At 34.8% G+C, this 13,795-nt stretch carries 13 protein-coding genes; 3 read left to right on the top strand and 10 right to left on the bottom strand.

Annotated features, from left to right (window positions below; genetic code table 11):
- The first annotated feature begins 136 nt into the window (after window positions 1-136).
- Window positions 137-1,246 (top strand): cell division protein FtsZ, encoded by a 1,110-nt coding sequence (gene ftsZ / locus EL158_RS02495; protein ID WP_027304098.1) that lies wholly within the window; start codon window positions 137-139, stop codon window positions 1,244-1,246.
- Window positions 1,247-1,269: 23 nt separating this feature from the next.
- On the opposite strand, the gene EL158_RS02490 is transcribed toward ftsZ, so the two are convergent.
- From EL158_RS02490 to EL158_RS02475, 4 genes are read right to left on the bottom strand one after another with little or no spacing between them, the layout of a single operon-like run.
- Entirely contained in the window at window positions 1,270-2,073 is an 804-nt protein-coding gene (locus EL158_RS02490; RefSeq protein WP_027304097.1) for an adenylosuccinate lyase, read from the bottom strand.
- Window positions 2,042-2,794, bottom strand: coding sequence for an arginyltransferase (locus tag EL158_RS02485; RefSeq protein WP_027304096.1), 753 nt, complete (start codon window positions 2,792-2,794; stop codon window positions 2,042-2,044). The genes EL158_RS02490 and EL158_RS02485 overlap by 32 nt, the downstream gene beginning before the upstream one ends.
- Window positions 2,794-3,021, bottom strand: coding sequence for a hypothetical protein (locus tag EL158_RS02480; RefSeq protein ID WP_027304095.1), 228 nt, complete (start codon window positions 3,019-3,021; stop codon window positions 2,794-2,796). Before EL158_RS02480 ends, EL158_RS02485 begins: the two co-directional genes overlap by 1 nt.
- Complete coding sequence (locus EL158_RS02475; protein WP_027304094.1) at window positions 3,021-4,466, bottom strand: acetyl-CoA carboxylase subunit A; 1,446 nt, start codon at window positions 4,464-4,466, stop codon at window positions 3,021-3,023. Before EL158_RS02475 ends, EL158_RS02480 begins: the two co-directional genes overlap by 1 nt.
- Window positions 4,467-4,556: 90 nt before the next feature.
- On the opposite strand from EL158_RS02475, the gene ftsW reads away from it, so the two are divergent.
- Window positions 4,557-5,720, top strand: a complete 1,164-nt coding sequence (ftsW, locus tag EL158_RS02470) for a putative lipid II flippase FtsW (RefSeq protein ID WP_027304093.1) — start codon at window positions 4,557-4,559, stop codon at window positions 5,718-5,720.
- Window positions 5,714-6,730, top strand: coding sequence for an undecaprenyldiphospho-muramoylpentapeptide beta-N-acetylglucosaminyltransferase (murG, locus tag EL158_RS02465; protein WP_027304092.1), 1,017 nt, complete (start codon window positions 5,714-5,716; stop codon window positions 6,728-6,730). The genes ftsW and murG overlap by 7 nt, the downstream gene beginning before the upstream one ends.
- On the opposite strand, the gene EL158_RS02460 is transcribed toward murG, so the two are convergent.
- Genes EL158_RS02460 through EL158_RS02435 form a run of 6 tightly spaced genes read right to left on the bottom strand, consistent with a single transcriptional unit; the run spans window position 6,717 to window position 13,791 of the window.
- Window positions 6,717-7,163, bottom strand: coding sequence for a hypothetical protein (locus EL158_RS02460; protein ID WP_027304091.1), 447 nt, complete (start codon window positions 7,161-7,163; stop codon window positions 6,717-6,719). The genes murG and EL158_RS02460 overlap by 14 nt on opposite strands.
- Window positions 7,163-10,393, bottom strand: coding sequence for a cytochrome c biogenesis protein (locus EL158_RS02455; protein WP_027304090.1), 3,231 nt, complete (start codon window positions 10,391-10,393; stop codon window positions 7,163-7,165). The genes EL158_RS02460 and EL158_RS02455 overlap by 1 nt, the downstream gene beginning before the upstream one ends.
- The gene (locus tag EL158_RS02450; RefSeq protein ID WP_004274904.1) at window positions 10,394-11,089 is read right to left on the bottom strand and encodes an ABC transporter ATP-binding protein; all 696 of its coding nucleotides are present in this window, start codon (window positions 11,087-11,089) and stop codon (window positions 10,394-10,396) included.
- On the bottom strand, window positions 11,076-11,846 hold the full coding sequence (locus EL158_RS02445; protein ID WP_027304089.1) for an ABC transporter ATP-binding protein: 771 nt from the start codon (window positions 11,844-11,846) through the stop codon (window positions 11,076-11,078). The genes EL158_RS02450 and EL158_RS02445 overlap by 14 nt, the downstream gene beginning before the upstream one ends.
- Window positions 11,843-12,895 (bottom strand): branched-chain amino acid ABC transporter permease, encoded by a 1,053-nt coding sequence (locus EL158_RS02440; RefSeq protein WP_027304088.1) that lies wholly within the window; start codon window positions 12,893-12,895, stop codon window positions 11,843-11,845. The genes EL158_RS02445 and EL158_RS02440 overlap by 4 nt, the downstream gene beginning before the upstream one ends.
- Window positions 12,895-13,791, bottom strand: coding sequence for a branched-chain amino acid ABC transporter permease (locus tag EL158_RS02435; protein WP_027304087.1), 897 nt, complete (start codon window positions 13,789-13,791; stop codon window positions 12,895-12,897). Before EL158_RS02435 ends, EL158_RS02440 begins: the two co-directional genes overlap by 1 nt.
- Between the last annotated feature and the right edge of the window lie 4 nt (window positions 13,792-13,795).

The following is a 13,795-nucleotide window of genomic DNA, read 5'->3' as shown; positions in this document are numbered from 1 at the left end:
TAAATTTAACGATAAGAAACAAATATTTGTTAAAATCTTTTTAAAGTTTATTGAGTATAATCCTTGTTTTATAAGTGATGTAAAAATTGCATTTTGCGATATAAAAAGGGTTTTGAAAATCTAAGTAGGAGTGGATATGAGCGAATTTTCTGTCGAAGAAGCACAGCACAATAAAGGTGCAAAAATCAAAGTCATAGGCTGTGGTGGCGGTGGCGGTAATATGATTAATCATATGGTAAAAATGGGACTTAATGATTTAGATCTTATCGTAGCCAACACTGACGCACAAGCGATTTCTAATTCTTTAGCTAAAACAAAAATTCAATTAGGCGAGAAAAAAACGAAAGGTTTAGGTGCTGGAATGTTACCCGAAGTAGGTGCAGAAAGTGCCAGAGAAAGCTTTGAGGAGGTCAAAGCCTCTTTAAGTCAAAGCGATATCGTTTTCATCGCTTCAGGTTTTGGTGGAGGTACAGGCACGGGTGCAACTCCTGTCATCGCACAAGCAGCCAAGGAAATAGGCGCTTTGACGGTTTCTGTTGTAACTATGCCTTTTACTTTCGAAGGTAAGCAAAGAAAAAAACTAGCCGAGGCAGGACTCTTGGAGCTCAAAAAAGAAAGCGATTCTATCCTTGTTATTCAAAATGAAAAACTCCTTAGCATTATTGATAAAAAAGCAGGCATTAAAGACGCTTTTAAACTTGTCGATGACATTTTAGCGCGTGCTGTCAAGGGTATGACATCTATACTTTTAGATAATGGCGATATTAATGTGGATTTTGCCGATGTAAGAACCATTATGGGGCATAGAGGCTTGGCATTAATGGGCGTTGGAAGTGCAAGTGGTGAAAATGCCATAGAAGAAGCTCTTAGTAATGCTATGGAGTCTCCGTTACTTGATGGTATGGATATTAAGGGTGCTAAAGGTGTTATTTTGCATTTTAAAACAAGCTCAAATTGCTCTTTATTTGAAATTTCAGCTGCTGCAAACAGCATACAAGAAGTGGTTGATGAAAATGCTAAAATCATCTTTGGTACAACGACTGATGATAGTATGGAAGATAGAGTGGAAGTTACCATTATCGCAACAGGCTTTGAAGATAAAACTCAAGAAAATGAAAAAACACACAACGAAAACGCTCCTAAAAAGAATCCTTATCTAAATCTTAAAAAAGTCAGCGGTGGTTACGATGAGGAAATAATGAATCAGTTGGAAATTCCTACTTGGCATCGTAGGCAAATGGATTGATGAACTAACTCATCAATCTCTTATCAAGTATTATTTTTATATAAAGCCTTAAGATTATCATAAGCAATTTGAATTTTTTCAAACTGCTCTCTACAATACGCCCTTTCTATCGCACTTTTATTTTGCTGAAAGTCAGGATGATAAAGCTTCACCAACACAAGATATTTTTGACGAATTTCACTTAAATCGTTTTGTGGGGTGCATTCTAATGTGGAAAAATAATTATTAAAAAGTTTAGCTAAGGCGTTAAATTTCCACTTCATATTTTCAGCCTTGTGGATATTTTGACGAAAATTTTTATATTCTTCTTTGTCGATGTTAAAATCAACACAATATTTTAAATGCTCACTCTCATCAGCAAAAGCTTCAAAAAGCTCCAAAGTGTTTTCATTTTGATATTCCAAACTCACAATGTGTAGGGATTCATCATATTCTTTAAAATATTGTTTAAAATAATTTTTCATATAAGTGATAAAAAGTTTTTCGTTAGAGTTAAATTGCATTAAAATGCTTTTCCCACAAAAACTAACTTTTATATGAAGCATAGGTCTTAAAGTATTTCTCTGCTCGAAATTTAACCTAAAAGTCTTAAAATGTGCATCTTTTAAATCTATGCTCTCATTATGACTTTTGCGATATTTTTGATCAAGAAGCTTTAAAAAATAGCGTCTTTGGGGAATTTCATTTTCCTCAAAAAAAGAAAAAATTTTATTTTTCCTTCCTATAACCTTAGTAAAATTTTTTGTAATCAAATCTTTAAAATAATAGAAAATGGAAATATCGTCCGTATTTACATTAATCGTCTCTAAAGTCTGCACTACTTGCATCATCATACTCCCATAAAGGCAATTTTTCACAAGGCATACTCGTGCCTCTTAAAATTTCTCTAGGTGTATAATCGGCTTTGTAAGATAAAGATTGACACTTTTTTACAAAATATCCTAAATAAATGTATTTTAAATTTCTTTTTTTTGCAAGTTTTATTTCACTTAATAAAGAAAATTTTCCCAAAGAAAATTCCTTATAATTAGGATCATAAAAGCAATAAATGCTAGAAATTCCTCCGTCAAAAATGTCAATTAAATCCACACAAACTAATTTTTCGTCAATATAAAAATCAAGCTCATAACCAAAGTCCATAGCTCCATCAATATACAAATTAAAATATTTATGAAAATTTAAATCATATCTTTTCCAAGCCCTTTTTTTCTCCATAAAGCGATGATATTTATCATATAAAAAAAGATGCTCGTTGCTAATTTGCGGAGCTTTTAAAACGATTTTTGTATTTTGATTTTTACGGATTACCCTTCTTTGACTCTTGCTAAATTTAAAATCATTTACCAAAATTCTTACACTCAAGCATTCTTCACACCCCTCGCAAATAGGACGCGAAAAATAGCAACCAAAACGCCTCCACCCTCTATAAACAAGCTCTTCATTTAAGGACTTTGGACAATGCTCTATAAATTTATACTCCGTTTTTATCTTTCTATCTTTAAGATAGGGGCAAGTTTCCTCTAAAGTGCAAAAACCTATTTCTCGCATTAAATTTTCTTAATATCGGCGTTTTTAAACCACTTATCAAACTCATCACAAAGCTTTTCTTCTTTTAGAAAAATAGCCCTTAATTCCTCTTCTTCGCTTTTTTCTTTAGCCATACTTTCTAATTCGCTATTTTTAAGACTAACTCCACCTTTTTGCATTTTATTTTTCACGCTTTTTTGCTCTTGCATTTGCTTTTTGATATCTTTAAGACTTTCTAAAAAATCCATCATTTCCTACTTTCTCTAATCTTCTTTAAAGTCGCCGCTATGGCAGCCACAACCTCTTCTTTGTTTTCTTGCTGTCTATCTTCCGTATTTGCCAAAAGCTCATCTAAATGCGTTTCTATAAAAGAAGTATCAAAATACCCTCTTCTAAATTCACGCGTTTTGGTAATGGCGATTAAAAAAGGTATGGTCGTTCTTATCCCATCAATCACAAATTCCTTCAAAGCACGCTCAAGCTTATTTACAGCTAAATCATAGCTGGTCGCTTTAATAATCAACTTTGCAAGCATAGAATCATAAAAAGGCGGCACAACATAATCTTTATAAATATGACTATCCACCCTCACAGATGGTCCTAAGGCTGGGTAATATTCGCCTATTTTACCCGGACTTGGGATAAAATTTTTCCACACATTTTCAGCTGTGATTCTCACCTCTATGGCAAAACCTCTTGGCTTAATATCGCTTTGCTCCAAATCCAAAATTTCCCCATCGGCAATGCGAATTTGACGCACGATTAAATCCACACCCGTAACTTCTTCCGTTACAGGATGCTCAACTTGAATTCTTGTATTCATCTCCATAAAATAGAACTGATTATAATCATCTAGCAAAAACTCAATCGTCCCAGCATTTGTATAACCCACAGCCTTAGCCGCCGCCACAGCAGTAACGCCCATAGTTTTACGCAAATTTTCAGATATCCCTGGACAAGGTGCAATCTCCACAACCTTTTGATGTCTTCTTTGTATCGAGCAGTCTCTTTCGCAAAGGTGGATAATATTGCCATAATTATCGCCCAAAACTTGGAATTCAATATGACGCGGATTGACAATATACTTTTCCATAAAAACTTCATCATTATTAAAATACGCCAAAGCCTCTCTTTTGCAAGATTCAAAAGCGTTTTCAAGCTCTTCTTCTTGATGCACCACGCGAATTCCCCTACCTCCGCCACCTCCTGAAGCCTTTAAAATAACGGGATAGCCTATCCTCTCAGCCTGTTCTTTAAGCTCTTCTAAAGAAAGATGATTTAATTTTTCTGTCCCCGGCACGACAGGAATGCCATTTTTCGCCATTAAATTTCTAGCGATATTTTTATTACCCATTTTGTAAATCACTTCAGATTTTGGACCTATGAAAATGATATTAGCCTCTTCACAAGCCTTAGCAAATTCATAATTTTCACTCAAAAAGCCATAGCCTGGGTGAATCGCATCCGCCCCACAAGCCTTAGCAATTTCAATAATTCTAGCAATGTCTAAATACCCCCGTATCGCATCCGTGCCTATCCTATAAGCCTCGTCAGCGATTTTCACATGCAAACATTCTCTATCAGGCTCTGTAAAAACAGCCACACTTTTAATATACAAATCTCTACAAGCACGAATCACACGCACCGCTATTTCTGCACGATTTGCAATGAGAATTTTTCTTATCTTAATCATCAAAACCCCTCAAATAAATTTACTAATTCTAGCAAAATAAGTTTAAAAATTCGTGTTATAATGGAGCTTTGTTATTTTATAAGGGAAGTAATGGTAGCGGACAAAAAATTATTTTATTTAAGCTGTGTTTTAATCACCATAGGTATCATTTTTTCCTATTCTTTAACCACTTTTACCATTTTATATTTTGATTATAATGAATTCCATTTTTTTATACGCCAACTTTTTTTTGGTGTTAGTGGAATTTTAATGATGTTTTTTCTCTCAAAACTTAATCCAGATAATCCAAATTCCTATAAAATCATACTTGCTATCCTTATCTTTTCCTTTTTTGCCATTATCATCTTGCCTTTTTTGCCGACAAATTTAGCGACTGAAAGTGGAGGTGCAAAAAGGTGGATTAGGCTTGGTCCTGTTTCTATCTCCCCTGTTGAATTTTTTAAAATCGGTTTAATTTATTTTTTAGCTTGGTCTTACACAAGGCGTATTAATGATGAAAAAAAGGCGATTAAGCACGAAATTCTTATACTTTTGCCTTATTGTATTGTAGCGACTCTAGTCATAGGCTATATTTATATCACGCAAAATGATTTAGGTCAAAGTGTTATTAGCTTTTTTCTTATCCTTGCTCTTGCCTTTTTTGCTGGTGCTAGTAAAAGGCTTTTTGCTTTTGGAATTTTAATTGTGATGATGATAGGCATAGCCGTCATTTTTAGTAATCAAAGAAGAATTCAACGCATTGCAAATTGGTGGGGAAACATTCAAGACGCCTTTTTGCCTCTACTTCCCGAGTGGATTGCTTCAGCTATTCGCGTGAGTGAAAATAGCGAACCTTATCAAATTTCACACTCACTTAATGCCATAGCACACGGAGGCTTTTTTGGAGAGGGTTTGGGACTTGGAATTTTTAAGCTGGGCTTTTTGAGTGAAGTGCATACAGACTTCGTTCTTTCAGGCATTACGGAAGAAATAGGGCTTTTAGGATTAGCTTTTATTTGTTTTCTTTATCTTTGGATGATACTAAGAATTTTTAGAATCGCTGGACGATGTGATAAAAAAGAGCATTTTATCTTTTGCTCTGGCATAGCTTTACTTTTACTTTTTTCATTTTTTATGAATGCTTTTGGTATCATCTCACTTACCCCACTAAAAGGTGTTGCCGTGCCTCTTTTAAGTTATGGCGGAAGCTCAATGTGGGCAATTTGCGTGGGGATTGGCTATGTTTTAATGATTTCAAAAAAGGTTAAATTATGATAGTTTTAACAGGTGGAGGCACGGGAGGGCATTTAAATATCGTTAAATGCCTACTTGAAAGTGCGGTAAAAAAAAATTTAGACTGCATTTATATAGGAAGTGAAAATGGGCAAGATAAAGCGTGGTTTGCAAATGAAGAGCGTTTTAAAACTAAGTATTTTCTAAGCTCAACAGGAGTGGTTAATCAAAGCAAATTGAAAAAATTAAAAGCCTTAAAACAGATTTTAAAGCTTTCCTTTAAGTGCCAAAAAATTTTTAAAGAACATAGTATAAAAGCTGTCATTAGCGTGGGTGGATATAGTGCTGCACCTGCTTCTTTTGGAGCGATTTTTGCAAGAATTCCACTTTTTATCCACGAGCAAAATTCAAAAAGCGGAAGTTTAAATTCCTTTCTTAAACCTTTTTCTAAAAGCTTTTTTAGTGCTTTTGAGAAAGAAGTTATCCCCTACCCTGTGGGAGAAAATTTTTTCACTCTTGCAAGAGAAAGAAAAGAATTAAAAACAATCATTTTTCTAGGAGGCTCTCAAGGTGCTAAATTTATCAACAATCTTGCCATAAAACTAGCACCAATGCTTAAAGAAAAGGGAGTAAAAATAATTCATCAATGCGGAAGAGAAGATTATGAGCTTTGTGAAAAAGCTTATAAAGAGCTTAATGTAAATGTCGATTTATTTGCCTTTCATAATGATTTAGCCTCAAAAATGAAAGAGGCAGATTTAGCTATTTCAAGGGCTGGAGCTAGCACCTTATTTGAACTTTGTGCAAATACTTTACCAACTATTTTTATCCCTTATCCTTATGCCGCTAAAAATCATCAATTTTTTAATGCTAAATTTCTACAAGATAGGGCTTTATGTCAAATTTTTACCCAAGAACAATGCCAAAACGAAATGACTTTTTTAAATTCAATTTTTACAATGAATTTAAAATATATCAGTCAAAAATTACAAGGCGTTACGCAAAAAAATGGAGCAGATTTAATGCTAGAAAGGGTGCTTAACTCTCTTTAATCTTGCGTTTAGCAAGTCCCATTTGCTCATAGGCGTCAATTTCCTTTTTATAGGAGTTGGAGAGCTTTTTTAATTCTCTATTTAAAAAACTTACATTTGTAGCACTCGCATTAGCATTTGAAGCAAAGCTTGAAACAAATTCAAGCTTTTTCTTAGTCGCCTCATCTAAATCTTTAGAAGTCTTAGAGCCTAATTTATGTGTAGCGATAAAAAGAATGGCAAGCTCCTTTAATTCGCTATCGCTTAGACTAGTATCCGCCGCCTTAACAATCATCGCTTCTAAATCTGTGCTAATTTTTTTCTTAAAAACAACCGCCTTTTCTATCTTTTTAGAAATTTTTTCTCTACCACCAAGAATCAAAAAGGTTATCAAGGCAAAAATAAAAAGCAGCACTCCAGCCGCACAAAGAACAATAAGTGTAATGTGAGACATTAAAGCCTACTGATAAATTTTCGCTTTCTATAAGCTAAAATTCCCAAAATGACCATTAAGCAAAAACCCCAATAAACATAATTTGGAATTTGCGTTGCCTCACCAGCAGCGTAAGAGTGCATACCAACCAAGAAATAATTGACTCCGAAATAAGTCATAATAATCACCCAATAAGCAAACATACTCCAAAGTGCAAAAATAAACTGATTCGCATATTTAGGAATCATTCTAAGGTGCAAAATTGCCGCATAAACAAGTATGCTTACAAGCGACCAAGTTTCTTTACTATCCCAGCTCCAATATCTCCCCCAACTTTCATTAGCCCAAATAGCACCCAAAAAATTTCCCACCGTAAGCAAACAAAGTCCCAAAATCATCGCCATTTCGTTGATTCTAGTCGCTTCTGTGATATTTCGCAAAAGTCCACTTTGTAAATTTCCATCTTTTTTAAGAAAACACATCAAAATTAAGGTGAAAATTCCAAGCAAAGCACTTAAGCCAAAAAATCCGTAACTCGCCGTAATCACGGACACATGGATACTAAGCCAGTAAGAGTGTAAAACGGGCATTAGAGGTGTAATTTGCGGATTCATTTCATTTAAGTGAGCCACAGCCAATACGATACCCGCTAAAATAGATGTCAAAGAAAGAGAAATGGGGCTTCTTTTTGAGAAAAATATGCCAGAAAGTGCCAAAGCCCAAGCGATATAAACCATACTTTCATAAGCATTACTCCAAGGAGCTCTCTCAGCTAAATAAGCTCTAATGCCAAGCCCTGCCGTGTGTATCGCAAAAACAAAAATATTTAAATAATACACAAGTTTAAAAATAAAATTAATTTTAAGCTTATGATTAATCATTTTAGCCAAAACTAAAAGTAAAAGTAAGAAGCCAGCCAAAAGATACACGGGGATAAGCTTGACAAAAATTTGCACCTCATTAATGAAAATTTCCGTAGCGATTTTTCTTTCATTTGGCATAACGCTAGAGCCAAATTTAAGCTGATATTGCTTAATTAAATTTAACCCCTCATTTGCCTTAGACCAATCGCCACTTACCAAAGCCTCATCAACAGAGCTAAAATAATTCTTAATCAAAGCCCAAACAAGCTCTTGCTCCCTGCCCTGCAAGTCTTTTAAGGCAGAAAAAGGCGGAAGCCAAAGATTATTTTCATCATTTTGCTTAGGAATAATCTTAAACAAAACTCCACCAAAAACATAATTAACAATATTTGCCCTTTCATCTAAAGCGATGATTTCTTTATCAAAAACACCTCTAGCATTTGGATTTTTGCGATTAGCATTTTCAACATAGCGTTGGAGCTTATAAAGTCCATCTTTAGTGAAAAAATCCTTATAAGCTATATATTTAGCACTTTTTATATCTAAAATTTTAGCGATTTCATCTCTTACAGCTTCATTTTTAGGCATAATGATAAAAGGTTCTTTTTGCCACTCATTAGGATTCATCATCATAGAAAGCACAATGGCACTTGCTTCTTGATTTTGATAGTGATCACTTTTTCGAATTTTTTCCAAAACCTCTTTTGCTAAAGTATCAAAAGGACTCATTCTTCCATCAAATTTTTGCACCACTAAAAAATTAAGCGTTTTAGCATGCTCCTTATCTATGACAGGCAAATTATTTTGTGCTAGAGCCTTACTCGCTCCAAAACAAAAAAAGAAAACCAAAAGAAAGGCGGCAGAATTTTTCATAGCTTCTTTGTTAATGAGCTTGGCTAGAGTTCTAAATCTTGAATGTGGATTAAGCAAATTTAAAAACATACCAAGAGAAAGTAAAAAATAACCTATATAAGTAGGAATTTTGCCTGGGTCCTGATTGACTGAAAGGATAGTGCCTAGTTCATCTTGATCATATGAGCTTTGATAAAAGCGGTAGCCTTTATAATCTAAAACATTATTCATAAAAATCCTATAATCAAATTCCCTATCTTTATCTTTCACAATCACTTCACTCGCATAAGATGCTGGAGAATTTGACCCTGGATAGCGATCCATTACGAAGTCTTTAAGATAAAGCGTAAAGGGAAGCTCTTCATAACTATAAGTCCAAGAGATAAAAAATTTACGCCCAGCAAGTTCTACGGATATGGGATTATCATACTCAAACACTACAACTTCTTTATTTTGTCCCTTATAATTTAGCTCAAGTTTTAAAGCATTGCGTCCCGTTAATTTAAGTGCTTGATAGTCCTTACTCATCGCAAAATCTTTCAATCCCAAAAGCCAAGAAGTCTTCCAAGTTTGCGGCTCACCAAAAGAAGAGACTAAAAGGGTGCGTCCCACTTCTAGCCAAGCACTCTTAAACCACGCCCAAAAACTAGAATCTTGCTCCCTATTAACTCCCCCAATGCTCTCCTTTGCACTCAAAGAAGCAAATTTAACTACAAAATTAACATCATTTAATTCATAGAGTCTTCTTTCTTTCACACTTTCCTTAGTTTTTGCTTTTAAAATAGCACTTGTGCCATCGCCCATATTCAAAAATTTCAAATCTTCACTAGAACTAAGCTCTAAATTTTCGTCAATTTTGACAAAAGGTGCTTGAACTGCATCATTTAAGAAAGCAAAATTAACTCCGCTTAAATTTTTAATCTCTCCCTTTTTAAAGACAATCTCACTTCCTTGCATACCCTGCGAAGAAAGCATTAGGACAAGTAAGGGAGAAGAAGCATTATTTTCCTCAAAGACATATTTGGCATCTAAAAGCAGATCTTTATAAATCAAATTCGCCTTTTCACTCATATTAAGCTGCATATTAAAAGAATTTACAAAGGGCAAAACGCCTATGTGTTCGGTATTGACACTACTATAAATCGCACCATTTTCCACTGCTGAAAAGCGTATAGTGCTTTTTGCACTTTGCATAATAGAATTTTCATCCTTTTCTCTTATATGGAGCATACCTTCAAAGCCACCATATCGCGTCATCGCACTACCCAAAAGAATGAATAAAAAAGAAAAATGAAAAATCATTAATGGTAGTTTTTTAAGTCTAAACATCTTATAGGCAAACATTGCACAAAGCAAATTAATGCCAAGTAAAAGTTGAATATAACCAAACCAAGCAGTGCCATAAATCATAGCCCAAGCAGTAGGCGTCCCATAAGCACTTTCAATAAAGGTTGCCAAAGCGCAAAAAAATGCAAAAAGCAAAAATAAAGCAATGGAAATTCGCAAATCTCCCACGCTTTTTAAGAAATTCTTCATTTATAATCCCAAATATTTCTTTTTAATATCATCATTATGAATCAAATTTTGTGCCTCATCTTGCATTACTATATGTCCATTTTCTAAAACATAAGCATAGTCGCTTATCTTAAGAGCTGAAAAGGCATTTTGCTCGACCAAAAGTATGGTAATGCCCTCCTCCTTTAAACGCACAATAATATCAAAAACCTCGCCCACAATCTTTGGTGCAAGCCCCAAAGATGGCTCATCAAGCATTAAAAGCTTAGGCTCACTCATTAAAGCTCTAGAAATGGCTAACATCTGTGCCTCGCCTCCGCTTAAATTCCCAGCCAAAGTGTGCTTTTTACTTACAAGGCGTGGGAAGAGTTTATACATTTGCTCTCTTAAATGCTCGTAATTTTCACTATTATTATAAGCACCTATTTTTAGATTTTCTTCAACGGTTAAATTGATAAAAACTCTACGCCCCTCAGGAACTAAAGCTATGCCTTTTTGCACTAAAGTATGCGTTAAATGTCTCTTTGTTTCATAACCTAAAAAATTAATTTCTCCTGTTCTTTTGACAGAATTTAATAAGGCATTTAGAGTCGAAGTTTTACCCGCTCCATTTGAACCTATGAGTGAGACAATTTGCCCTGTCTTAACTTCAAAACTAATCCCCTTTAAAGCCTCAATCAAACCATAATAAACATGTAAATTTTTAACAATCAGCATCAAAATCCCCCAAATAAGCCGCTATAACCTCTTTATGATTAATCGCATCGCTTAATTTACCTTCAAATATCGTTTTTCCATAATCTAAAACCAAAACCCTATCACAAAGCTTATTGACAAATTTCATATCGTGCTCTATCAGCAAAATACCCATTTTATAATCTTTTCTTAATTTGAAAATAAGATCTGCTAAAGCCCCACTTTCTGCACCATTCATTCCAGCAGCTGGCTCATCGAGCAAAAGAAGGCTAGGATTTGTCGCCATAGCTCTTGCAATCTCGACCTTTCTTTGCTGTCCATAACTCAAACTTGTCGCCTTATGATAAGCCACATTGTCAAGCTCAAGCTCTTTTAAAAGCGTATAGGCTCTATCTTTAAATTCGCTCTCCACTCTAGAAAAACGCCCTAAATGTAAAAAGGCTTCTAAAATGCTATATTTCATTTGATTATTAAAACCTATCAATACATTTTCAAGCACATTCATACTAGAAAAAAGTCTAATGTTTTGAAAAGTTCTAGCTATACCACAATGCACAATTTTATGAGGCTTAAGCGTATCGATTCTTTGCCCTTTAAATAAAACCTCTCCGCTTGTTGGCTTATAATTTCCTGTAATAATATTAAAAAGCGTCGTCTTACCCGCACCATTTGGACCAATGAGAGCGAAAATTTCACCCTCACTCACACTAAAAGAGGTTTCATTAATCGCCTTTACTCCGCCAAAACTTTTAGAAATTTTTTTTAATTCCAAAATCATTTTTCACTCCCTCTAAAACGCTTTTGAAAGGCTTTGAAAATTTCTACCAATTCTTTATCGCCCATAATGCCCCTTCTAGCAAAAAGCATAACAAGTATAAGTATAAGAGAAAAAACGACCATTCTAAGTCCATGTCCGGTTTGAATTTCTGCTCCAAAAAGATTCATTTGAATTTTAAATTCATCTAAAAATCTTAGCCATTCTGCTCCGCCTATAATCAAAACAGAGCCTAAAATCGCCCCAGTAGTCGAACCAAGTCCTCCCAAAACAATAATGATGAGAAGCTGAAAGGTTAATAAAAAGTCAAATTGCTCTGGCGAAACTGTCGTTAAAAGACAAGCCAAAAGCCCTCCTCCAACGCCCTCTAAAAATGCTGAAGTGCCAAAAGCAAGAGTCTTAATCCAAAAGGTATTAATCCCCATAGCACTTGCCGCGTCCTCATCATCCCTTATGGCTTTCATCGCGCGTCCATATTTGGAATAGACTATGTTTAAAATTAACATAACAGCGATAATGGCTATGCCACCTGTCCAATAAATATTAGAATAAGCTGGAATTTCATTAATTCCTCTTGAGCCATTTGTAAAAGTAGGAAAACTAAGGGCTAAAAGCTTGATAATAATGCCAAATCCTAGCGTTACAATAGCTAAATAATCTCCTCTCACACGAAAAACCGCAAAAGAAAGGATAAAAGAAAGCAAACAAGCACACAAACCAGCCGCAAGTAAAGCTACAATAAAGCTTGGAGAGTGTAGGGCTAAAATGAAAGGATTGATCCCATCATAAAAAAATTGCTCCTCCTTCGCCTCCGTGCTTAAAAGCACCAAAGCTGCGACATAAGCACCCACAGCCACAAAGCCATTTGGCTCTAAAGAAAATTGTCCCGTAACGCCATTAATTAAATTATAACTTACAGCTAAGATGATAAAAATGGCGATTTGATTAACTATGCTCATACCATAATCACTAAAAATTCTAGGCGAAATAAAGATGAAAGCAAGTGCTAAAAATAAAAATGTCAAATGTGAAATTTTTGCTCTACTCATCATCAAAACCTACTTTTTTCAAAATTAATGCCTAAAATTCCAGTAGGCTTAAATAATAAAATAAAAACTAAAAATATAAAAGCAAAAGCATCTTTAAAACCAGAAAGCTCAGGGAAAAATGCCACGGCAATAACTTCTGTTAATCCTATAATCAATCCTCCTATCACAGCTCCCACCACAGAGCCTATACCTCCTAAAACCGCAGCAGCAAAGGCTTTAAGTCCTATGAGTGTGCCCATAGTCGGGGTAATAGAATAATACATACTCGCCCAAAACACTCCTCCCACAGCCGCCAAAGCAGAACCTAATGCAAAAACCATAGCAATGATACGATTTGCGTCAATTCCCATTACATTCACAGTTTGCACATCAAAAGCTAAAGCACGAATTGCGATACCATATTTGCTTTTATATAAAATCAAAAGCACAATCACAACGATAATAAAAGTAATCAAAGGCACAAGCAAACTACCAAAAATAACGCTTACTCCACCCATATTAATCAATTCTTCAAAATAAGCCGGTGGTAAAAAAGCCTTTGGAGTGGAGGTAAAAAGCATATTGAAAAGATTTTGCAAGAAAAAGCTAATGCCTATAGCTGTAATAAGCAAAGAAATTCTAGGAGCTTTTCGCAAAGGTTTATAAGCTATCTTATCCGTAGCTATCCCCACAACCATAGCGAAAATCATAGCCAAAGAAAGTGCGCCCAAAAAAGGCACATTAAGACTAGTAATGCAAAAAAGTGCAGCATACGCACTCACCATCATAATGTCTCCATGGGCAAAATTAATCAGTCTTAAAACTCCATAGACCATAGTATAACCCACAGCAATGAGCGCATACATACTGCCGAGACTAAAGCCATTAACAAGCTGCTGTAAAAATAAAGTTGAATCCATAAAT

Source organism: Campylobacter upsaliensis (assembly GCF_900637395.1).
In the GTDB taxonomy this organism is placed as follows: Bacteria; Campylobacterota; Campylobacteria; order Campylobacterales; family Campylobacteraceae; genus Campylobacter_D; species Campylobacter_D upsaliensis.
The sequence above is the reverse complement of the archived record's forward strand: the minus strand, read 5'-3'. Positions and strand labels throughout refer to the sequence as shown.

Bases quoted from the DNA above. Each gene is read 5' to 3' on its own strand.
- ftsZ (WP_027304098.1), top strand. From the start codon at position 137: ATGAGCGAATTTTCTGTCGAAGAAGCACAGCACAATAAAGGTGCAAAA.
- EL158_RS02490 (WP_027304097.1), bottom strand. From the start codon at position 2,073: ATGCAAGTAGTGCAGACTTTAGAGACGATTAATGTAAATACGGACGAT.
- EL158_RS02485 (WP_027304096.1), bottom strand. From the start codon at position 2,794: ATGCGAGAAATAGGTTTTTGCACTTTAGAGGAAACTTGCCCCTATCTT.
- EL158_RS02480 (WP_027304095.1), bottom strand. From the start codon at position 3,021: ATGGATTTTTTAGAAAGTCTTAAAGATATCAAAAAGCAAATGCAAGAG.
- EL158_RS02475 (WP_027304094.1), bottom strand. From the start codon at position 4,466: ATGATTAAGATAAGAAAAATTCTCATTGCAAATCGTGCAGAAATAGCG.
- ftsW (WP_027304093.1), top strand. From the start codon at position 4,557: ATGGTAGCGGACAAAAAATTATTTTATTTAAGCTGTGTTTTAATCACC.
- EL158_RS02460 (WP_027304091.1), bottom strand. From the start codon at position 7,163: ATGTCTCACATTACACTTATTGTTCTTTGTGCGGCTGGAGTGCTGCTT.
- EL158_RS02455 (WP_027304090.1), bottom strand. From the start codon at position 10,393: ATGAAGAATTTCTTAAAAAGCGTGGGAGATTTGCGAATTTCCATTGCT.
- EL158_RS02450 (WP_004274904.1), bottom strand. From the start codon at position 11,089: ATGCTGATTGTTAAAAATTTACATGTTTATTATGGTTTGATTGAGGCT.
- EL158_RS02445 (WP_027304089.1), bottom strand. From the start codon at position 11,846: ATGATTTTGGAATTAAAAAAAATTTCTAAAAGTTTTGGCGGAGTAAAG.
- EL158_RS02440 (WP_027304088.1), bottom strand. From the start codon at position 12,895: ATGATGAGTAGAGCAAAAATTTCACATTTGACATTTTTATTTTTAGCA.
- EL158_RS02435 (WP_027304087.1), bottom strand. From the start codon at position 13,791: ATGGATTCAACTTTATTTTTACAGCAGCTTGTTAATGGCTTTAGTCTC.